Here is a 19,516-nt window from a genome sequence, read left to right as displayed (position 1 = left end):
TGTAGGCGAGGGTGATTACCGCCGACACGCCGCGCCGGTTCTAGCAGGCGGCGCGGAAGGCATCCAGGTTCAGGTTCTTGCGGATGTTGCTGAACCGCAACGAAGCCGGGGTCGGGCACTGGGCCGCGCTGTACTCCACGTGGAACACCGGCTTACCGGCGGCGATGAACGGCTTGAGCTGACCGCACTCGCCGTATTCGCGGCAGGACTCGTTGACCGCGAAGTCGAACGCCGGCTGCAGCGCCTTGACCTGGTCGAGGTCGTTCTTGAGCCCGACCGTCAGGCCCAGGCCGTGCGCGAGGTCGGCCACCCGGCGGTTGAACGTGAGCTGGTCGGCGGCGGTGAGCGGGAAGCCGGAGTCGTTGCTGTAGCCGTCCATGTTGTCCGGGTCGACCGCGTCGAAGCCCTTGGCCTTGCAGTCGGCGAAGCGCGCGGCCAGGATCGGCCGGAGCACGGTCCAGTTGCGCACGTCGAGCCACTGCTCGCCGGGCCAGCCGTCCAGCGCCTTGCCGCGCACCGAGGCCGGGTACTTCCCGGCGTCCGCGCGCCAGTTCTCGTAGGAGCCGGCGTCCACATAGCAGACGACCTTCCGCCCCGCCTGGTGCAGCGCGGCGACCTGGGCCTTCGTGGCGTCGGCGCCGTCGATGTCGTACACCTGTGCCTTGACGGTCGTGTCAAGCTTCCCGCTGAACTGCATCTGCCAGGTCAGGCCGACGGCGGGCTTCCAGCGGCTCGGGGTGGCGGCCTGGGCGGGGGCAGCCACGGCGAGGACGGCGGCCGTCGCGGCCAGGGCGATCATGAGGAGTCGACGCATGGCTGCGACATCGGCCCGCTGTGCCCGGGACCGGGTGAAAGCCGGGAGCGCTACGAGTGCACGACGAGTCCCCGTCAGCCCGAAAACCCGCAAGACGCGTTCGGTATCGTCCAATGTGACGGAAACGGCCATAAGAAGGTGGACACAGATGGTCCTGAAGATGTCCTCGCTGTTCCTGCGGACACTGCGCGAGGATCCTGCCGACGCCGAGGTCACCAGCCACAAGCTGCTGGTCCGCGCGGGCTACGTGCGCCGCGTCGCGCCGGGCATCTTCACCATGCTGCCGATGGGCCTGCGGGTGCTGCGCAACGTCGAGCGGGTGATCCGCGAGGAGATGGACGCGATCAGCGGCCAGGAGCTCACGTTCCCGGCCCTGCTGCCGCGCGAGCCCTACGAGGCGACCGGGCGCTGGACGGAATACGGCCCCAACATCTTCCGCCTCAAGGACCGCCGCCAGGGCGACTACCTGCTCGGTCCCACGCACGAGGAGATGTTCACGCTCGCCGTGAAGGAGTTCTACTCCTCGTACAAGGACCTGCCGCTGACGCTGTACCAGATCCAGTCGAAGTACCGCGACGAGGCGCGCCCCCGGGCCGGCATCCTGCGCGGCCGTGAGTTCGTCATGAAGGATTCGTACTCCTTCGACGTCGACGACGACGGCCTGCGCGCGGCGTACGGCCGCCACCGCGAGGCCTACGTCAAGATCTTCGACCGGCTCGGCCTCGACTACGTGATCTGCTCGGCGACGAGCGGCGCGATGGGCGGCAGCGCCTCCGAGGAGTTCCTGGCCCTCTGCGACATCGGCGAGGACACGTTCGTGCGCTGCGCCAACGGCGACTACGCGGCCAACGTCGAGGCGGTCGTGACCCCGCCCCCCGCCGCGCTGCCGATCGAGGGCCAGCCCGCGGCCCGGGTCGCCGACACGCCCGACACGCCGACGATCGAGACGCTGGTCGACCTGTTCAACGCCCGCGCGGACCTCAAGCGCGAGGATCGCGCCTGGACCGGCGGCGACACGCTCAAGAACGTCATGCTCATGCTGACCATGCCCGACGGCAAGCGCGAGCCGCTGGCCGTCGGCGTGCCCGGCGACCGCGAGGTCGACCTGGGCCGGGTCGCGGCGGTTGTCGCGCCGGCCGAGGTGGCGCCCATGACCGAGGCCGAGTTCGCGCAGCACCCGGCGCTCGTGAAGGGGTACATCGGCCCCGGCGTGCTGGGCGAGAAGAACTCCTCCGGCATCAAGTACCTGGTGGACCCCCGGGTCGTCGACGGCACGAGCTGGATCACCGGCGCCGACGAGCCGGGCAAGCACGTCGTGCACCTCGTCGCCGGCCGGGACTTCACCCCCGACGGCACCATCGAGGCGGTCCGGATCGTCGACGGCGACATCTGCCCGGTCGACGGCGGCCGGCTGGAGCAGGCGCGCGGCATCGAGATCGGGCACATCTTCCAGCTCGGGCGCAAATACGCGAAGGCCCTGGGCCTGTCGGTGCTCGACCAGAACGGCAAGGCGCAGGTCGTCACGATGGGCTCCTACGGCGTCGGCGTGACCCGCGCGGTCGCCGTGGTCGCCGAGCAGACCGCCGACGAGCGCGGCCTGTGCTGGCCCCGCGAGCTGGCCCCGGCCGACGTGCACGTGGTCGCCGCGGGCAAGTCCGAGGAGATCCGCGACGGCGCCGCGCAGCTGGCCGCGGACCTCGAGGCGGCCGGGCTGACCGTGCTGCTCGACGACCGCAAGGACGTCTCGCCGGGCGTGAAGTTCAACGACTCCGAGCTCATCGGCGTGCCGACGATCGTGGTGGTCGGCAAGCGGCTCGCCGACGGCGTGGTCGAGATCCGCGACCGCAAGTCGGGCGAGAAGACGGAGATCGAGTCCGGCGCCGCGGTCGACGCGGTCGTGGCGGCCGTTCGCTCCTAGTTCGCTATCCGTACAGTTTCGGCATTTCCGGGTTCGGCCGATCGGCTCCTTGGCGGATCGGCCGAACGGACGGAAGTATGCGGGCAAATCACCACATGAAGCACTCTTCGGTTTGACGGGCGAGCGGGAGGGGCGGATACGTTCAGTCACGGCCTTGCTGTCGACGAAGGGTGCAGACGTTGTCCGGCCGACATTCCTTTGTGGGTCGCCGTCACCTCATCCCGATAATCGCGGGGGTCGGTGCCGTCGCCGTGCTCGTCGGAGTCGCGGTGGCGACCATCAATCTCGGCGGGGGCGATCCCAAGCCGGTCGCGGCGGTCGACGCCCCGCGCAGCCCGCAGGAGCGCGCGGACCGCGGCGAGCGCCCGTCGCCCTCGGCCGAGCCGAGCCTCGGCCAGGGACTGGAGTCTGTGCCGGTCACGGCCTCGCCGACGCCCTCGAAGACGCCGAGCAAGACCAAGACGCCGAGCAAGAGCCCGACCACCAAGGCGCCGACCGAGGTGGCGGACAGCGGCACCTGCCAGGTGTCGTATTACGCTGATGGGCAGAAGACCGCCAACGGCGAGAACTTCGACCCCAACGGGCTGACCGCGGCTCACAAGACGCTGAAGTTCGGCACGATCGTCCGGGTCACGAACCTGGCCAACGGCAAGTCCGTCGACGTACGGATCAACGATCGGGGACCCTTCGTAGCGGGACGCTGTCTCGATCTCGCCAAGGGCGCCTTCGTGAAGGTCGCTTCGGTGAGCGCTGGAGTAATCAACGCGAAGTATGAAGTACTGAAGTAAGGCAGACCCGGCCGTTTGATGGAACGGTCTGGCGGTCGGTTGGTGGCATGCTGTTGGCCGGACCTATGAAACGTCAGCTGCTTCCCGAAGCCCGTGCCGGAGTCGGCGCGGCCTTCGTGCTGCTCGCGCTCGTCTTCACCGCGGAGGTGGCGGACGGCTTCCGGGCCGACTACGTCGGCCTGCTCGCGGCCGCGCCCTTCCTCGCCGCGGCGTTCGCGTCGTGGCCGGAGGTGCTCGCCGTCGGCAGCACCGCCACACTGCTGGCCTTCGTCTTCTGTTCGATCGAGCTGATGCACAGCCGCGATCGCCTGCTCGTGCTGATGCTGAACCTCGGCGGCGTGCTCGTGGCCAGCGGGATCGGATCCGCCGTGGGGGCGATCCGGCAGCGGCAGATCGCGCGGTACGCCGAGCTCTCCCACCTCGCCCAGGTCGCCCAGGGCGCCGTGCTGCGCCCGCTGGGCCCCCAGGTCGGCCCGCTGACGGTCGCGGCCCGCTACATCTCGGCCAGCGCCGCCGCGGACATCGGCGGCGACCTGTACGAGGCCCTCGACACCCCGTACGGCGTGCGCATGATCATCGGCGACGTCCGCGGCAAGGGCCTCGACGCGGTGCGCCTGGCGAGCATCGTGCTGGGGTCGTACCGCCATGTCGCCTTCGAGCGCGCCGACCTGCGCGCGATCGTCGCCGACCTCGACCGCGCGGTGGCCCGCTCGCTGGGCGACGAGGACTTCGTGACGGCCGCGCTGATCGAGGAGCGCGGTGGCACCCTGACCATCGTCAACTGCGGCCACCCGGCCCCGCTGCTGCTGCGCCGGGGTCGCGTGATCCCGCTCGACCCGCCCGCCAACGCGCCCCCGCTGGGCTTCATGCCGGTGGTCAAGCCGCGCGTGGAGCGGCTGGAGCCGGGCGACCGGCTGCTGTTCTTCACCGACGGGCTGGCCGAGGCGCGCCGCGACGGGCAGTTCTTCCCGACCGCCGAGCGGGCTCAGCGGCTGCTCGGGCACGGTACGGTCGCCGACGGGCTGAAGTCGCTCGAGAGCGCGCTCGTGGAGTGGGTGCGGGGGCGGCTCGACGACGACATCGCGCTCGTGCTGGTGGAGTACCAGGGTGTGAAGCCGCAGGCCGCGGTGCCAAGCTGGGAAATCGGCGGTGCCGGAGTGGCATCCTCGTAGCTGTGAGTGCTGCGCAGGGACTGCCGCCCGCCGTCGACCGGGCCGAGTTCGAGGCCGAGGTGGCGCGGCTGCGGCAGCGGGAGAAGGCCCACACACGCGAGGGCGACGCGATCGCCGCGGCCCGCCGGCGGCTGCCCATGGTCGAGGTCGACGCGGGCCTGACCGTGACCGGGCCGGACGGGCCGGTGACGCTGCTGGACGTGTTCGAGGGGCGTCGCCAGCTGATCGCCTACTACTTCATGTGGCACGACGGGAAGCCGGCCGCGGAGCAGTGCGAGGGCTGCACGTGGTGCAACACGCACGTGGCGGAGCTGGCGTACCTGCACTCGCGGGACATCACCTACGCGGTCTTCGCGCAGGGGCCGTACGAGCCGAGCCGGCGCTACCGCGACTTCATGGGCTGGACGATGCCGTGGTACTCGGCGCTGCCCTCGCTCGACCGGCTGCTGGTCGGCCGCGTGGTCGGGATGATGCACCTGGTCTGCTACGTGCGCGACGGGGACCGGGTCTTCGAGACGTACTGGACCACCCGGCGCGGCGTCGAGATCATGGACAACAGCTACTCGCTGATGGATCTCACGGTCTGGGGGCGCCAGGAGGAGCAGGAGGAGTCGCCGGTGGGGTGGCCGCAGCCGTGGCCCGTCGACGGCTCGTTCCACCGGCTCGACGGGCGGCCGATCGCCCATTGGTCGCGGCTCGAGGCTGGGCGATCGGATGACCTCGGCTGAGTGGCTCTTGCCACCACGGACGTCGGGATTCCTGGCGGGCGACGGTCAGATACTGACGCGGCCCGAGCAAAAACCCTAAGCGGCTTCGATGGCTCTCTGGCGGGGAATGAGTCGGCGCATCGGGGCGCGGTGGCGGCCCGTGTAGAAGCGCGGGTACTTGGGGGCGAAGAGCGAGCCCATGAGACGGACGATCATGGCGGCGGCCCTCCTTCTGACTGGGAGTAACCGATCAACGACCACGTCACCCGGGGGTGACGGCGTGTCCGCTACTCAACTGCTCCCGGGCGGTACTCGGCAGGCTCTGCTGTGGTCCGGTTCACTCGCAGGTGCGCCTTGTTCCTCGTTACTAGCGAGTAATAAGATGGCTGTTACCGACTGGTAACCTATGTCGGCCATGCTCCTTGGCACGAGATGCTGCGACCCAGAGACGGGGGGCCACTCCGCGATGACCCATTACAAGAGCAACCTGCGGGACCTCGAGTTCAACCTGTTCGAGGTCTTCGGCGTCGAGAAGGTCCTCGGTCAGGGACCGTACGGCGACATCGACGTCGACACCGCCCGCAGCATCCTCGGCGAGGTGGACCGGCTGGCGCGCGAGGACCTCGCGGCGAGCTACGTCGACGGCGACCGCAACCCGCCCGTCTACGACCCGGCGACGTTCTCGGTGCGCATGCCCGAGAAGTTCCGCCAGTCCTACGAGGCGTTCATGGCCGCCGAGTTCTGGCGCCTCGACCTGCCCGCCGAGCTCGACGGGACCGCGGCGCCGCGCGCGCTGTGGTGGTCGCTGGCCGAGCTCGTGCTCGGGTCCAACGCGCCGATCTGGATGTACGCCTCCGGCCCCTCGTTCGCCAACACGCTGCGGATCGAGGGCACCGAAGAGCAGAAGAAGTGGGCCAAGCTCTTCGTCGACAAGCAGTGGGGCTCCACGATGGTGCTGACCGAGCCGGACGCCGGCTCCGACGTCGGCGCGGGCCGCACCAAGGCGATCCCGCAGGCCGACGGGTCCTGGCACATCGAGGGCGTCAAGCGCTTCATCACCAGCGGCGAGCACGACCTGGCCGAGAACATCGTGCACTACGTGCTGGCGCGGCCGGTGGACACGCCCGGCGCGGGCGGGCCCGGCACCAAGGGGCTCTCGCTCTTCGTCGTGCCGAAGTTCCACTTCGACACCGACACCGGCGAGCTCAAGGACCGCAACGGCGTCTTCGTGACCAACGTCGAGCACAAGATGGGCCTCAAGGTGTCCACCACGTGCGAGGTCACCTTCGGCGGGCACGGGGTGCCGGCTCAGGGCTGGCTGCTCGGCGACGTGCACGAGGGCATCCGGCAGATGTTCCTCATCATCGAGTACGCCCGGATGATGGTCGGCACCAAGGCGATCGCCACGTTGTCGACGGGCTACCTCAACGCGCTCGAGTACGCCAAGAGCCGCGTGCAGGGTGCCGACCTGGTCTCCACCGACAAGGCCGCGCCGCGGGTCACGATCATCAACCACCCGGACGTGCGCCGCTCGCTGTTCATGCAGAAGTCCTACGCCGAGGGCCTGCGCGCCCTGGTCTGCTACACGGCGACCTGGCAGGACAAGGTGGCCCTGGCCGAGGCCGCGGGCGACGAGAAGGCCGCGAAGATCGCCAAGCGGGTCAACGACCTGCTCCTGCCGCTGGTCAAGGGCGTCGGCTCGGAGCGCGCCTACGAGATGCTGAGCCACGAGGCGCTGCAGACCTTCGGCGGCTCCGGGTTCCTGCAGGACTACCCGCTCGAGCAGTACGTGCGCGATTCGAAGATCGACACGCTCTACGAGGGCACGACCGCGATCCAGAGCCTCGACCTGGTGTTCCGCAAGATCGTGAAGGACCAGGGCAAGGCGTTGCTCACCGTGGCCGGCGAGATCCAGCAGTTCCTCGAGTCCGAGGGCGGCAACGGGCAGCTCAAGGTCGAGCGCGCGGCGCTGGGCAAGGCGCTCGCCGAGGTGCAGCAGATCCTGGGCATCTTCACCGGCTGGCTGGGCGAGGCCCAGGCCGGCGACCCGCAGGCGCTCTACAAGGTCGGCCTCAACACCCGGCGGTTCCTGCTCGACCTCGGCGACATCGTGGTCGGCTGGCTGCTGCAGCGGCAGGCCGAGGTGGCGCTGAAGGCCCTCGCCGGCGCGGTGTCGCCCGCGGACAAGGCCTTCTACGAGGGCAAGGTGGCCGCGGCGAAGTTCTTCGCGCACGAGGTGCTGCCGCGCGTGGGCGCCGACCGGCGGATCATCGAGTCGACGACGCTGGACGCGATGCAGGTCGGCGAAGACTCGTTCTGATGCTTAGGTGGGAGGGCAACGGAGCCCTCCCACTTAACCTCGCCCCGTGTGCTCCGCGGTGAGTTCCGCCGTGGACAAGCCCGACCAGGCGCCCTCGAAGCGGTGCACCGCGATGCCGGAGGTGGCCAGGCCGCGGTCCTTGAGGGCGTACGGGGCCAGCTCGTGCGACAGATCGGACAGCGTCGGGTTGTGCCCCACCAGCAGCAGGGTCTCGACCGTCGCGCCGACCTGCTGGAGCAGCTCCAGGGTGTCGGAGGCCGGGCCGGTGTAGATCCGGTGCTCGAAGACGGCCGGCACCTCGACGCCCAGCTCCGCGAGCGTCTCCCGGGTGCGGACCGCCGTCGAGCACAGCACGGCGTCGGGCCGGAGGTCCTGCTCCTTGAGCCACGCGCCGGCCGCGGCGGCGTCGCGGTGCCCGCGCGGGGCGAGCGGTCGCTCGATGTCGGTGGCGTAGTCGTCCGGGTCCGCCGCCTTGGCGTGCCGCAGAAGGATGAGCGTGCGGACGGTCATGGCACAAGCCTCCCCGATTGAAGAATGTCCCGCGTGGGTATTCCTGCGACAGACAGTTACCCAACAGACGCCTCGGGAGGCCTTCGATGGGTATCGGCGGAAGCATCCTACTGATTGTTGTCGGTGCGATCCTGACGTTCGGGCTCAAGGACACGGACGTCGGTCCGTTCAACCTCGACACGATCGGCTGGATCCTCCAGATCGCCGGGCTCATCGGCCTGGTCCTGACCCTGTACTTCTGGAACTCGCGCCGCCGCACGGTGGTCTCGGCGGCCCCGCCGCCGCCCCCGCCCGCGGCCGGCACCGTGATCCCGCCCTCGGCCGACGAGGTCATCGAGCGGCGCACGCGGCGCTACTGAGCGTTGGACAAAAAGGGGGGCTGGTCCTGGACCGGCCCCCCTTTCAGCGCGCGTAAAGGGCGAAGTAGATCGCGATGTGGTGGCAGATCGCGGCCACGAGCGTGCACGCATGGAAGAACTCGTGGTGGCCGAAGACGGTCGGCCACGGGTTGGGGCGGCGCAGGGCGTAGAACACCGCGCCGACCGTGTAGAAGGCCCCGCCCGCCAGGGTCAGGACCAGCGCGGTCACGCCGCCCACGTGCAGGATGTCCGGCAGTACGGCGACGGCCACCCAGCCGAGCGCGACGTACAGCGGCGCCGAGAGCCACCGCCGCTTGCTCAGCGCCGTGCCCATCTTCATCGCGACCCCCAGCACGGCGCCCGTCCACACCGTGGCCAGGATCGCCACCCGGGTGTTGCCGCTGAGCAGCAGCACGCTGAACGGCGTGTAGGTGCCGGCGATGAAGATGAAGATCATGGAGTGGTCGAGCCGGCGCATGATCTTGTAGCCGCGCTCGGACCAGACCCGGCGGTGGTACAGCGCGCTGGTGCCGAAGAGCGCGACGACCGTCAGGCTGTAGATGACACAGCTCACGAACGGGGCCCAGCCGGGCCGGGTGGCGGCGAGCGAGCACAGGACGATGCCGCAGATCACGGCCACGCCCGCCGCGTAGGCGTGCAGCCAGCCGCGCATCCGCGGCTTGCCGAGGTCGACCGGGCGCAGGCGGGTTTCGGACTTCACGGTCACGCCTTCCAGGTTACGGTACCGTAGGTTACTCGCAAGTAGCAGCGATGTGACGTCTATCGTGGACCGAATGCACTTTCGCCCGGTCGGCGCCGACGCGCTGCTGCTCGAGGTCGACAGCGCCTCGGACCGGACTCCGCTGGACTGGTTCGCGGCGCTGGACGCCGAGCGGGCCGCCGGCCGGCTTTCGGTGGTGGACATCGTGCCCGGCGCCCGCACGGTCCTGCTCGACGGGGTGGCCGACCCGGCGGGACTGGCCGCCCGGCTGTCCGACTGGGCCTTCGATCCGGCATCGGTACGTCCCGAGCCACCCCTGACCGTCGACGTCCGCTTCGACGGGGAGGACCTGCCGTTCGTCGCCGAGCTCGCCGGGCTGAGCGTCGCCGGCGTGGTCGGCACGCTCACGAGCACCGACCTTACGGTCGCGTTCTGCGGCTTCGCGCCCGGCTTCGCGTACCTGCGCGGCCTGCCCTGGAATATCCCCCGCCTCCCTACCCCGCGTACCCGGGTCCCGGCCGGCTCGGTCGCGCTCGCCGCCGAGTTCGCCGGCGTCTACCCGACCGCCTCCCCAGGGGGCTGGCGGATCGTCGGGCGGACCGGGGCCGAGCTCTTCGACGTGGCCCGCACGCCCCCCGCGCTCATGACGCCGGGCCGCACCGTGCGATTCCGGGCCGCATGAGGGCCGAGCTGCGGGTCGAGGTCGCCGGCCCGCTCACCACCGTGCAGGACCTCGGCCGGCCCGGCTTCGCGCACCTCGGCGTGGCGCGCTCGGGCGCGCTGGACCGGCCGGCGCTCGAGCTCGGCAACCGGCTCGTGGGCAACCCGCCGGGCGCGGCTGGGCTGGAGATCACGCTCGGGCCGTTCGCGGCGGTCGCGACCCGGGCCGGCACCGTCGCGCTCACCGGGGCCGCCGCGCCGCTGCGGGTCGGCGGCCGCCCGGCCCCGCTCAACGCGCCCGTGGCGGTGCGGGCGGGCGATCACGTCGAGGTCGGACGGGCGATTTCGGGGCTGCGGGCGTACCTCACCGTCGGCGGCGGCCTCGGCCCCGACCCGGTGCTGGGCAGCCGCTCGACGGACACGCTGTCGCTGCTCGGTCCGCCCGTGCTGCGCGCCGGGGACCGGCTCCCGCTCGGCGCGCCCGGGTGCGAACCGGCGCCCGTGGACCTGGCGCCCCGGGCCGTGCTCGGCGGGCCGATCGTGCTGCGGATCGCGTGGGGGCCGCGAGCCGATCTGTTCACGGATGCGGGGCGGCTCGGCACCGGGGAGTACACGATCCGCAGCGAGAGCAACCGGGTCGGCACCCGGCTGGACGGTCCGGCCCTGACCCGCGCGGACGCCGGGGAGCTGCCCAGCGAGGGGATCGTGCTCGGCGCGGTGCAGGTCCCGGCCGACGGCCGGCCGCTGGTCTTCCTCGCCGACCACCCGACGACCGGCGGATACCCGGTGGTCGCGGTCGTCCGCGCCGCCGATCTGCCGCTGCTCGCCCAGGCCCGGCCGGGAGATAGCGTTCGGTTTCGTGGACCTCAACAGTGACCTCGGCGAGGGCTTCGGCGTCTGGCGCCTCGGCGACGACGACGCCCTCCTGACGATCGTGACCAGCGCCAACGTCGCCTGCGGCTTCCACGCGGGCGACCCGGCGACCATGCGGCGGATCAGCGACCGCTCGGGGACGCTCGGGGTGCGGGTCGGCGCGCAGGTGAGCTACCGCGACCTGGCCGGCTTCGGCCGGCGCCGGATCGACGTGCCGCCGGACGAGCTCGCCGACGAGCTGCGCTACCAGATCGGCGCCCTGGCCGCGTTCGGGCCGGTCGCGTACGTCAAGCCGCACGGCGCGCTCTACAACACCGCGGCGGTCGACGCGGGCCACGCCGCGGCCGTCGTGACCGCGGCCGCGGCCGCCGGGGAGCTGCCGGTGCTGTGCCAGCCGGGCTCGGTGCTCGCCGGGTTCGCGGCCGAGCGCGGGCTGCGGGTGGTCGCGGAGGGGTTCGCCGACCGCGGGTACCTCCCCGACGGCCGGCTCGTCCCGCGCTCCCAGCCCGGCGCGCTCGTCACCGACTTGGCCGCGGTGACCGCCCGGGCCGTGCGCATGGCGGTCGACGGCGTGGTCGAGGCGGTCGACGGCTCGGTGATCCCGATGCCGATCGAGTCGCTGTGCGTGCACGGCGACACCCCGGGCGCGGTGGACATGGCCCGGGCCGTGCGGGACGCGCTCGCCGAGGCGGGCGTCCCCGTGGCCGCCTTCGCTTAGGCGTCCATCCCGCGCAGGATCAGGGGCAGGCGGGCCCCGCCGTCGTGCACCACGCGGATCGGCACGCCCCAGTCCTGGCGAGTGAGGTGGCAGGCCGGGAACTCGGCGTCGACGTCGCAGGTCGCGGCCTGGGCGACGACCTGCAGTACACCCGAGGCGACATCCGCCGAGAGGACCAGGCGGCGGCGCAGGTCCGTGGTCACGCCCGCGCCCTCCAGGAGCAGCTCCGGCGGCGAGGCGGAGACCTCGAGCCGGGTCGACGGGCCGAACGACTCGTCCAGCTTCTGCCCCGGCGCGGGCTCGAAGATCAGGTCGAGCTCGACCTCGCCGGGCGCCAGCATGGTCGGCGGGCGCTCGGTGCGGTGCCGCACCCCGGCCACGTCGATGCCGGCCGCCGCGAGCGTGCCCGCGCCCAGCCGCACCAGCCGGTGCGCGCCCGACTCGACCACGACGATGTCCCCGTCCGCGGTCAGCACCAGGTCGCTCGGCTCCGACAGCCCGTCGAGCACCGTCGAGACGCGCCCGCCGGCGATGCGGCGGACGGCGCCGTTGTAGGTGTCGGCGACGAGCACGCTGCCGTCGGCCAGCGCGAGCACGCCGAGCGGGTGCTGCAGCAGCGCCTCGTCCGCGGGCCCGTCGACGTGGCCGAAGTCGAACAGCCCCTGGCCGGCCGCGGTGTGCATCTCGCCGTCCTCGATCCAGCGCACGGCCGAGGACTCGCTGTCGGCGATCCACAGCCGGGAGCCGTCGGGCGAAGCCGACAGGCCGGACGGCTGGGCCATCCACACCTCGTGCAGCGGGCCGTCCTTGAGCGCCTCGACGGTCGTCCCGGCGTACATGCCGGCCGTGCGTCGCACCGGGTCGAACCACCACAGCTGGTGGATGCCGGCCATCGCGATGACCACGCGGTCGTCGTACCAGGCCACGTCCCACGGCGAGGAGAGATCCACCACGAGCGAGTCGTGCGCGTCGAAGTCCACCGTCCCGCGCCACTGCCGCCCGCTGCCGGCGACCGTGCTCACCTCGCCGGTCTTGAGCTTGAGCCCGCGCAGCAGGTGGTTGACGGTGTCGGCGACGACGACGTCGTAGCCCGCGACCTCGGCCACGTGCGGCGGCAGCAGGCACAGCCCGCCAGGCTCGGAGAACTCCGGCTCGGTGCCGTCCTTGCGGCCGCGCTTGCCGGTGCCGATGCGCCGCACGAGCGTCTCGTTGTCGGCGTCGAGCTCGGCGAGCGACTGGTGCGTGGCGTCGGCCACGAGGAAATGCCCGTCGGGCAGCGCGAGCGCCTTGCCGGGAAACCGCAGAAGCGTCAGATCACTGTTCTGTACGGCATGAGACGCGTTCCCCCGCCGGAGCGTCCCCTTGCCCTCGTGGACGTTGATCAGGTCCTCGATGAGCTTGGTGAGCCCCTGCGCGTGGCCCTCGCCGGCCATGTTGGCCACGACGTAGCCCTCGGGGTCGATCACCGTCAGCGTGGGCCACGCCTTCGCGGCGTACTGCTGCCACATGTTCAGCTCGGGGTCGTCCAGCACCGGGTGGTCGACGCCGTAGCGCTCGACCGCGGCGGCCAGCGCGTCCGGGTCCTTCTCGTGCTCGAACTTGGGGCTGTGCACGCCGATCGTGACGAGGACGTCGCCGAAGCGCTCCTCGAGCGGGCGGAGCTCGTCGAGCACGTGCAGGCAGTTGATGCAGCAGAAGGTCCAGAAGTCGAGCAGCACGATCTTGCCGCGCAGGTCCTGGAGGCTCAGCTGCTCGACGTTGAGCCAGCCGCGCCCCTTGAGCTCGGGCGCGCGGACTCGGGCGTACTTTTCCGGCATTTCCCTTATTTCTCGCTGGCCGGGCGGAGGCAGAGCACCTGGTCCTTCTCGCCCTTGTGCTGGAGCACGATGTACGGCTGACTGGCGTCGGAGCAGCTCTCGGGCTTGTCGACCTTCGACACGATCTTGAAGGCGTCCTTGCTCGAGCAGTCGACGCCGGTCGCCGAGTCGCCGTCCTGCTTCACGCAGGAGTTGACCGCGAAGCTCGTGCCGCCCGCGCCGCTGATCTTCACGATGATGGCCGTGCCGGCGACCGCGACCAGGAACACCGCGGCCACGATGAGCAGGCCGACGAGCAGGCCGCGGCGGCTCTTGACCGGGGGCTCGGGGGTCGGCTCGCCGTCGATGGGCCCGGCGTCGTACGGGTTCTCGCCGGGCATGGTGACGAGGTCGCCGTACCGGGGGGCGCCGGACGCCGGGAACTGGCCGGTCGCGGGCGGGGCCGAGGTCTGGTAGGTGCCGCCGGCCGCCGGGGGAGCGGAGGCCTGGTAGATGCCGGTGCCCGCGCCGCTGACCGGGGCGGCTCCGGCGGGGGCGCCGCTGAACGGCTGCGCCTGGAACGGCGGTGCGCTCGACGGGGCGCCTGCGAATGGCTGCGCCTGGAACGGTGGGGCGCTCGACGGCTGGGTGCCGAACGGCTGCGCCGGGAACGGCGGGGCGCTCGCCGGGGTGGCTGCCTGGTAGTCGGCCGGTGGGGCCGACGTCGGGGTGACCTGGGCTCTTGCGCCGTAGGTGCGCGGGCCCGGCTCCGGTGGGATCTGGCCCAGGTTGACCGGGGCGGGGACCTCGGCGTTGGCGGGCGGGGGCGGGACCTTGGCGCTGCCCGTCGGGACCTTCGCCGATCCCGATGCGCCCGCGCCGGAGGTCGGGGCCCAGGGGTTCGGGCTCGGGTCTGCGGGGGCGGGGCTCGGCTCGTCCTTCGGCGGGTTCTGATTTGCGGGCGTGAATCCCGGGAAGCTTCCGGGCGGGCCCGGGACGGCGGCCGGGGCGGGGCTCTGGCCGTACGTCGTGGGCTGGCCGTAGGTGGTCGGGACGCTCGCCGAGCCGTAGGTGGTGCCGGCGCCCGAGGTCGGGACGCTCGCGGAACCGGAGGCGCCCTGGACGCTGGCGGAGCCGCTGGCGCCCGGGACTCGGGCGGAGCCGGAGGCGGGCGGGCCTGCGTCGGCGTTCGGCGGCATGTTCGGCAGCGCCTGGGCCGGCATCGGGAACTGGGCCGCGGGGGGTGCGCTCGTGGGCGGCACCGAGGCGGCCGCGGAGTACGGCGGGGCCGACGACGGCGGAACCGGGGCGGCCGGGGGGTAGGGCTGGGCGGAGCCGGCGGCCGGCGCGTACGGCGGCGGCACCGGTGCGGCGGCGCCCGTGGCCGGCGGGTATGGCGGCGGAGCGGCGGCCGGCGGGTAAGACGGCGGGGGCGCGGCGGCCGGGGGATACGGCGGCGGAGGGGGCGCGGCGGCCGGCGGGTATGGCGCGGCGGCGGCCGGCGGGTATGGCGGGGCCTGTGGCGGGATGGCGGCCGGTGGTGCGGTCGGGCCGGCCGGCGGGAACGGGCCGGGGCGGGCGGCGGCGTCCGCGTCGGCGGGGTCTTGGCCGGGCTGCTGCTGACCCGGGGCGGGCGAGGACGGGACGGGGACCGACGCCTTCGCGCGCACGGCCGGGGGGCGGCCGGGCGGGGGCGTGCTCGACGCAGCCTCGTCCGGCTGCTCGGACGGGTGCTGCTGGTCGGACGTCATGCGTGCCTCCTGTAGGTCAGACCCCGACCGTAGTCGACCGGAGTGTGACATCCCAGAGCCGGTACCGACGTTCGTCGGTTCGGATGCTCAGCAAACCAGGACCGGACAACAGACGCACAACCGCCCCGGTCCGGGGAGGTCGGACCGGGGCGGTTCGGGGGTGCGCAAGGTCTTCGGCCTAGCTGCGGTTGATCATGGCGTAGAGCTCGTCGCGCAGGGCGCTGGACGGGTTCTTGGCGATGGCGCGCTCGATGGCGTCCATGCGACGGGCGGCGCTGCGGCGGGCCTTGATGCGCTCGAACAGGGTGCTCACGACGGCTCCTCGGGGAGGTGTAAGGGATGTACTTGCTTCACATCCATTACACGCCGAAACGATGATCCAGAGCCAGCGATTACGAGGTGACGCGGCCCACCCGCCGACGATTCGTAGGCGGTTGTCCTGCGCAAACGCCCTGTTCGTCGGCCATGTGACAGCCGGGGGGCAGTCCACCGCACGCGAATTGGCCTGCTCACGGCCCCTTTTTCGGCGCGATCCACTCCCGGTGGCGATCTTGGAGCATCAAGCGCGGAAGTCGGACTTATAACCTGTCGGGCGATAAAGGCGATAAGTCGTGGCGCGGAGCGCCCGACTTATCGAACCGAAAGAGAACGGTGGCCCCGCGCGAGTGCGCGAGGCCACCGTTGGCGTTGCGGGTGCCGGGTCAGCTCCAGGCGAGCAGGGCGCCCTCGGGGTCTTCCAGGAACGCGCCCACGTCGCGGAGGAACTTCGAGCCCAGTTCGCCGTCGATGATCCGATGGTCGAACGACAGGCCGAGCGTGGTCACCTGGCGGATCTTGATTTTGCCCTTGTGGACCCAGGGCTGCTCGCGTACGGCGCCGAACACGAGGATCGCCGACTCGCCCGGGGGCAGGATCGGCGTGCCGGAGTCGACGCCGAAGACACCGACGCTCGTGATCGTGAAGGTGCCGCCCGTCATGTCGGCCGGCGGGGTCTTGCCGTCGCGCGCGATGCCGACCAGGGCGGTCATCGCGTCGGCGAGCTCGCGGGTGGTCAGGTCCTGGGCGTCCTTGATGTTCGGCACGATGAGCCCCCGCTGGGTGGCGGCGGCGATGCCCAGGTTGACGTAGTGCTTGACCACGATCTCGTCGCCGGCCCAGGTCGAGTTGACCATCGGGTAGCGGCGCAGGGCCAGCAGGCACGCCTTGGCCACGATGAGCAGCGGCGAGACCCGCGCGTCCCGCCAGTCGCGGTGCGCCTTGAGCCGCTCGAGCGCCTTCATCGACCGGGTCACGTCGACCGTGAGGAACTCGGTCACGTGCGGGGCCGTGAACGCGCTGGCCACCATGTTCTCGGCGGTCAGCTTGCGCACGCCCTTGACCGGGATGCGCTCCTCACGCCGCCCGGGTGCCCGCGCCGGGGCCGCTGCCTCGGCGAGAGCGGGAGCGGGAGCGGACTGGGCGCCGAGCACGTCGTCGCGCGTGATCGAGCCCGACGGGCCCGTGCCGGCGATCGTGCTCAGGTCGACGCCGAGATCCCGGGCCAGCTTGCGCACCGGGGGCTTGGCGAGCACCGCGCCGTTCCGGGCGGCCGGAGCCGGAGCAGCGGGAGCCGCCGGAGCCGGAGCCGGAGCCGGTGGAGCCGGGGCGGGGGCAGGCGGGGCCGTGGCGGCGGGCGCGGGCTCCGAACTGGACACCCGAGGCCGGCGCTTCGCGGCGGTCGTGCGGGGGCCGTAGCCCACCAGCACCGCGGTGCGGCCGCCGGGCGCGGGGCCGCCGATCAGGCCGGGCTCCACCGGGCCGTCGCCGGCCACCTCGACGGCGGCGAGCGAGGCGGCCGACGGGGTCGGCGCGCCGGCGGGCAGGTCGCCCGCGGCCGGGTCGGTGTCGATCGAGATGATCGGGTGGCCGACCTCGACCATGGTGCCCTCGGGGTGGAAGATCCGGATCACCTTGCCGGCCCACTTCGCCGGGATCTCGACCGCGGCCTTGGCGGTCTCGACCTCGACGATCGGCTGGTTGAGGATGATCGTGTCGCCCTCGGCCACCAGCCACTTGAGGATCTCGCCCTCGGTGAGGCCCTCGCCCAGGTCGGGCAGGTTGAACTCCTTGACCCTGGTCATGTGCGCGCGGCCCCCTAGAACCCGAACGAGCGGTCGACGGCGTCGAGCACCCGGTCGAGGTCCGGCAGGTACTCCTCCTCCAGGCGCGCGGCCGGGTACGGAGTGTCGAAGCCGGTGACGCGCAGGACCGGGGCCTCGAGGGAGTAGAAGCACTCCTCGGTGACCCGGGCCGCGACCTCCGAACCGAGGCCCAGGTTCCCGGGCGCCTCGTGCACGACGACCGCCCGGCCCGTGCGGCGCACCGACTCGTACACCGGCGCCATGTCCAGCGGCGAGAGCGTGCGCAGGTCGATGACCTCGATGGAGCGCCCGTCCTCGGCCGCGGCGGTGGCGGCGTCCAGCGCGGTGCGGACCATCGGGCCGTAGGCGATCACGGTGGCGTCGGTGCCGGCCCGGGCGACGCGCGAGGCGTGCAGCGGCAGGCTGGCCGAGTCGACGTTGACCTCGCCCTTCTCCCAGTAGCGGCGCTTGGGCTCCATGAAGACGATCGGGTCGTCGGACTCGATCGACTGCTGGATCATCCAGTACGCGTCGTCGGGAGTGGCGGGCGAGACGACCTTGAGGCCGGCGGTGTGGGCGAAGTACGCCTCCGGGGACTCCGAGTGGTGCTCGACCGCGCCGATACCGCCGCCGAACGGGATGCGGATGACGATCGGCAGGCTGAGCTTGCCCCCGGAGCGGTAGTGGATCTTGGCTACCTGGGAGACGATCTGGTCGTACGCCGGGTAGACGAACCCGTCGAACTGGATCTCGCACACCGGGCGGTAGCCGCGGATCGCGAGGCCGACCGCGGTGCCGACGATGCCCGACTCGGCCAGCGGGGTGTCGATGACCCGCTCGTCGCCGAAGTCCTTCTGCAGCCCGTCGGTGATGCGGAAGACGCCGCCGAGCTTGCCGACGTCCTCGCCCATGATGAGCACCTTGTCGTCGCGCTCCATGGCGCGGCGCAGGCCGGTGTTGAGCGCCTTGCCGATCGTGAGGTTCTCCGCGGCGGCCATCAGTGCCCACTCCCCTCGAAGGACGCGAGGTACTTGGCGAACTGTTCCTTCTGCTGTGCGAGCTCGGGGGAGCCGTGCGGGTACACGTGGTCGAACAGCGTCATCGGGTCGGGGTCCGGCATCGAGAGCACGCGCTCGCGCAGGTTGACGGCGGCCACCCGGGCCTCCTCGTCGATGGCGTCGAAGTAGTCGTCCTTCGCCATGCCCTGCTTGGTCAGGAACGCGCGGAGCCGCTTGATGGGATCCTTCGCCTGCCAGGCCTCGACCTCGCTCGCGATGCGGTAGCGGGTCGGGTCGTCGGAGGTGGTGTGGGCGCCCATGCGGTAGGTGTACGCCTCGATGAGCGACGGGCCCTGGCCGTGCCGCGCGTCGTCCAGCGCCTTGCGGGTGACCGCGTAGCAGGCGAGCACGTCGTTGCCGTCCACGCGCAGGCCGGGGAAGCCGAAGCCACTGGCGCGGTGGTACAGCGGGACGCGCGTCTGGCGCTCGAGCGGCTCGGAGATCGCGTACTGGTTGTTCTGGCAGAAGAACACCAGCGGCGCGTTGAAGACCGACGCCCAGATGAAGGCCTCGTTCACGTCGCCCTGGCTCGTGGCGCCGTCGCCGAAGTAGGCGATGACCGCCTCGCCGTCGTCCGAGCCGACCTTGCCGTCCTTGGTGATGCCCATGGCGTAGCCGGTCGCGTGCAGCGTCTGCGCGCCGATGACGATCGTGTACATGTTGAACTTGAACTCGTTGGGGTCCCAGGCGCCCTGGTCGACCCCGCGGAACAGGCTCAACGGCATGATCGGGTCGATGCCGCGGGTGTAGAGCACGCCGTGCTCGCGGTAGGTCGGGAACGCCATGTCCTGCGCGCGCAGGGCCCGGCCGGATCCGACCTGGGCCGCCTCCTGGCCCAGCAGGCTCGCCCAGATGCCGAGCTCGCCCTGGCGCTGCAGCGCGGTGGCCTCCGCGTCGAGCTTCCGGACCACGACGAGGTCGTGGTAGAGCGCGCGGTACTCATCGTCGGTGAAGTCGACCGTGTAGTCGGGGTGTTCGACCCGGTCGCCCTCGGGGGTGAGCAGCTGCACGAACGCGGGTTCCGGCGCGGCCCGTGTTCCTGACGCCCGGGCCTTGACTTCGCCCTTCGCCATCCGTATCTCCCTGTCGTCTCTCGCGTCGGCAGCGGGGGTTGACCCTGCCACGCGGCGGGGGGTGTCTGCCACGCGGCGACCCGGTGGGATCGGCGCGTCGCGGGTGGGCACGAGGGTTCGTGCCCGGGAGCCGACCCCGGGCTCTGCCTCGCAGGGTA

General features: G+C 71.8%; 17 protein-coding genes and 2 pseudogenes. 10 read left to right on the top strand and 9 right to left on the bottom strand.

Going from position 1 to position 19,516, the window contains the following annotated elements:
• Positions 1 to 40: 40 nt before the first annotated feature.
• Positions 41 to 814 carry an endo alpha-1,4 polygalactosaminidase gene (locus ABT369_RS04735; protein ID WP_350610311.1) on the bottom strand — a complete coding sequence of 258 codons (774 nt, stop codon included), beginning with the start codon at positions 812 to 814 and terminating at the stop codon, positions 41 to 43.
• Positions 815 to 962: 148 nt separating this feature from the next.
• Between ABT369_RS04735 and ABT369_RS04730 the strand changes: the two genes are divergently transcribed.
• The 6 genes and pseudogenes from ABT369_RS04730 (at position 963) to ABT369_RS04710 (ending at position 7,719) form a co-directional block, all read left to right on the top strand.
• Entirely contained in the window at positions 963 to 2,732 is a 1,770-nt protein-coding gene (locus tag ABT369_RS04730) for a proline--tRNA ligase (protein ID WP_350610310.1), read from the top strand.
• A gap of 170 nt (positions 2,733 to 2,902) precedes the next feature.
• The gene (locus tag ABT369_RS04725) at positions 2,903 to 3,520 is read left to right on the top strand and encodes a septal ring lytic transglycosylase RlpA family protein (protein ID WP_350610309.1); all 618 of its coding nucleotides are present in this window, start codon (positions 2,903 to 2,905) and stop codon (positions 3,518 to 3,520) included.
• A gap of 47 nt (positions 3,521 to 3,567) precedes the next feature.
• Positions 3,568 to 3,775, top strand: a pseudogene (locus tag ABT369_RS57915) (serine/threonine-protein phosphatase); the annotation flags it as partial.
• Positions 3,776 to 3,894: 119 nt separating this feature from the next.
• Positions 3,895 to 4,692: pseudogene (locus ABT369_RS04720) on the top strand (PP2C family protein-serine/threonine phosphatase); the annotation flags it as partial.
• A 2-nt stretch (positions 4,693 to 4,694) separates the two neighbouring features.
• On the top strand, positions 4,695 to 5,420 hold the full coding sequence (locus ABT369_RS04715; RefSeq protein WP_350610307.1) for a DUF899 family protein: 726 nt from the start codon (positions 4,695 to 4,697) through the stop codon (positions 5,418 to 5,420).
• A 445-nt stretch (positions 5,421 to 5,865) separates the two neighbouring features.
• Entirely contained in the window at positions 5,866 to 7,719 is a 1,854-nt protein-coding gene (locus ABT369_RS04710) for an acyl-CoA dehydrogenase (protein WP_350610306.1), read from the top strand.
• A 33-nt stretch (positions 7,720 to 7,752) separates the two neighbouring features.
• On the opposite strand, the gene ABT369_RS04705 is transcribed toward ABT369_RS04710, so the two are convergent.
• A complete protein-coding gene (locus tag ABT369_RS04705; RefSeq protein WP_350610305.1) occupies positions 7,753 to 8,229 on the bottom strand; it encodes a SixA phosphatase family protein in 477 nt (158 codons plus the stop codon).
• Positions 8,230 to 8,315: 86 nt separating this feature from the next.
• On the opposite strand from ABT369_RS04705, the gene ABT369_RS04700 reads away from it, so the two are divergent.
• Entirely contained in the window at positions 8,316 to 8,588 is a 273-nt protein-coding gene (locus ABT369_RS04700) for a DUF6458 family protein (protein ID WP_350610304.1), read from the top strand.
• 43 nt (positions 8,589 to 8,631) lie between these two features.
• On the opposite strand, the gene trhA is transcribed toward ABT369_RS04700, so the two are convergent.
• Positions 8,632 to 9,261: a PAQR family membrane homeostasis protein TrhA gene (trhA, locus tag ABT369_RS04695; RefSeq protein ID WP_502891703.1), complete on the bottom strand. Its 630-nt coding sequence runs from the start codon at positions 9,259 to 9,261 to the stop codon at positions 8,632 to 8,634.
• A 121-nt stretch (positions 9,262 to 9,382) separates the two neighbouring features.
• Here trhA and ABT369_RS04690 point away from each other — a divergent pair, with 121 nt between their 5' ends.
• The 3 genes from ABT369_RS04690 to ABT369_RS04680 are packed head-to-tail and all read left to right on the top strand — an operon-like array spanning position 9,383 to position 11,560.
• A complete protein-coding gene (locus ABT369_RS04690) occupies positions 9,383 to 9,991 on the top strand; it encodes a 5-oxoprolinase subunit B family protein (RefSeq protein ID WP_350610302.1) in 609 nt (202 codons plus the stop codon).
• The gene (locus ABT369_RS04685; RefSeq protein ID WP_350610301.1) at positions 9,988 to 10,845 is read left to right on the top strand and encodes a 5-oxoprolinase subunit C family protein; all 858 of its coding nucleotides are present in this window, start codon (positions 9,988 to 9,990) and stop codon (positions 10,843 to 10,845) included. Before ABT369_RS04690 ends, ABT369_RS04685 begins: the two co-directional genes overlap by 4 nt.
• Positions 10,829 to 11,560, top strand: coding sequence for a LamB/YcsF family protein (locus tag ABT369_RS04680; protein ID WP_350610300.1), 732 nt, complete (start codon positions 10,829 to 10,831; stop codon positions 11,558 to 11,560). Before ABT369_RS04685 ends, ABT369_RS04680 begins: the two co-directional genes overlap by 17 nt.
• Here ABT369_RS04680 and ABT369_RS04675 read toward each other — a convergent pair.
• The 6 genes from ABT369_RS04675 to pdhA form a co-directional block, all read right to left on the bottom strand.
• The gene (locus ABT369_RS04675; protein ID WP_350610299.1) at positions 11,557 to 13,377 is read right to left on the bottom strand and encodes an NHL domain-containing thioredoxin family protein; all 1,821 of its coding nucleotides are present in this window, start codon (positions 13,375 to 13,377) and stop codon (positions 11,557 to 11,559) included. The genes ABT369_RS04680 and ABT369_RS04675 overlap by 4 nt on opposite strands.
• Positions 13,378 to 13,382: 5 nt before the next feature.
• The gene (locus tag ABT369_RS04670) at positions 13,383 to 15,107 is read right to left on the bottom strand and encodes an LppU/SCO3897 family protein (RefSeq protein ID WP_350610298.1); all 1,725 of its coding nucleotides are present in this window, start codon (positions 15,105 to 15,107) and stop codon (positions 13,383 to 13,385) included.
• A 178-nt stretch (positions 15,108 to 15,285) separates the two neighbouring features.
• On the bottom strand, positions 15,286 to 15,420 hold the full coding sequence (locus ABT369_RS04665) for a hypothetical protein (protein WP_350610297.1): 135 nt from the start codon (positions 15,418 to 15,420) through the stop codon (positions 15,286 to 15,288).
• Between the two features lie 388 nt (positions 15,421 to 15,808).
• On the bottom strand, positions 15,809 to 17,227 hold the full coding sequence (locus tag ABT369_RS04660; protein WP_350610296.1) for a dihydrolipoamide acetyltransferase family protein: 1,419 nt from the start codon (positions 17,225 to 17,227) through the stop codon (positions 15,809 to 15,811).
• Positions 17,228 to 17,241: 14 nt separating this feature from the next.
• A complete protein-coding gene (locus ABT369_RS04655; protein WP_350610295.1) occupies positions 17,242 to 18,225 on the bottom strand; it encodes an alpha-ketoacid dehydrogenase subunit beta in 984 nt (327 codons plus the stop codon).
• On the bottom strand, positions 18,225 to 19,358 hold the full coding sequence (gene pdhA, locus ABT369_RS04650; RefSeq protein WP_350610294.1) for a pyruvate dehydrogenase (acetyl-transferring) E1 component subunit alpha: 1,134 nt from the start codon (positions 19,356 to 19,358) through the stop codon (positions 18,225 to 18,227). Before pdhA ends, ABT369_RS04655 begins: the two co-directional genes overlap by 1 nt.
• Positions 19,359 to 19,516: the final 158 nt, after the last annotated feature.

The organism is Dactylosporangium sp. NPDC000244, from assembly GCF_040300725.1.
GTDB lineage: Bacteria > Actinomycetota > Actinomycetes > Mycobacteriales > Micromonosporaceae > Dactylosporangium.
This window is presented reverse-complemented; position numbering and strand designations above follow the sequence as displayed.

Bases quoted from the DNA above. Each gene is read 5' to 3' on its own strand.
- ABT369_RS04735 (WP_350610311.1), bottom strand. From the start codon at position 814: ATGCGTCGACTCCTCATGATCGCCCTGGCCGCGACGGCCGCCGTCCTC.
- ABT369_RS04730 (WP_350610310.1), top strand. From the start codon at position 963: ATGGTCCTGAAGATGTCCTCGCTGTTCCTGCGGACACTGCGCGAGGAT.
- ABT369_RS04710 (WP_350610306.1), top strand. From the start codon at position 5,866: ATGACCCATTACAAGAGCAACCTGCGGGACCTCGAGTTCAACCTGTTC.
- ABT369_RS04705 (WP_350610305.1), bottom strand. From the start codon at position 8,229: ATGACCGTCCGCACGCTCATCCTTCTGCGGCACGCCAAGGCGGCGGAC.
- ABT369_RS04700 (WP_350610304.1), top strand. From the start codon at position 8,316: ATGGGTATCGGCGGAAGCATCCTACTGATTGTTGTCGGTGCGATCCTG.
- trhA (WP_502891703.1), bottom strand. From the start codon at position 9,261: ATGCGCGGCTGGCTGCACGCCTACGCGGCGGGCGTGGCCGTGATCTGC.
- ABT369_RS04690 (WP_350610302.1), top strand. From the start codon at position 9,383: ATGCACTTTCGCCCGGTCGGCGCCGACGCGCTGCTGCTCGAGGTCGAC.
- ABT369_RS04685 (WP_350610301.1), top strand. From the start codon at position 9,988: ATGAGGGCCGAGCTGCGGGTCGAGGTCGCCGGCCCGCTCACCACCGTG.
- ABT369_RS04675 (WP_350610299.1), bottom strand. From the start codon at position 13,377: ATGCCGGAAAAGTACGCCCGAGTCCGCGCGCCCGAGCTCAAGGGGCGC.
- ABT369_RS04670 (WP_350610298.1), bottom strand. From the start codon at position 15,107: ATGACGTCCGACCAGCAGCACCCGTCCGAGCAGCCGGACGAGGCTGCG.
- ABT369_RS04660 (WP_350610296.1), bottom strand. From the start codon at position 17,227: ATGACCAGGGTCAAGGAGTTCAACCTGCCCGACCTGGGCGAGGGCCTC.
- ABT369_RS04655 (WP_350610295.1), bottom strand. From the start codon at position 18,225: ATGGCCGCCGCGGAGAACCTCACGATCGGCAAGGCGCTCAACACCGGC.
- pdhA (WP_350610294.1), bottom strand. From the start codon at position 19,358: ATGGCGAAGGGCGAAGTCAAGGCCCGGGCGTCAGGAACACGGGCCGCG.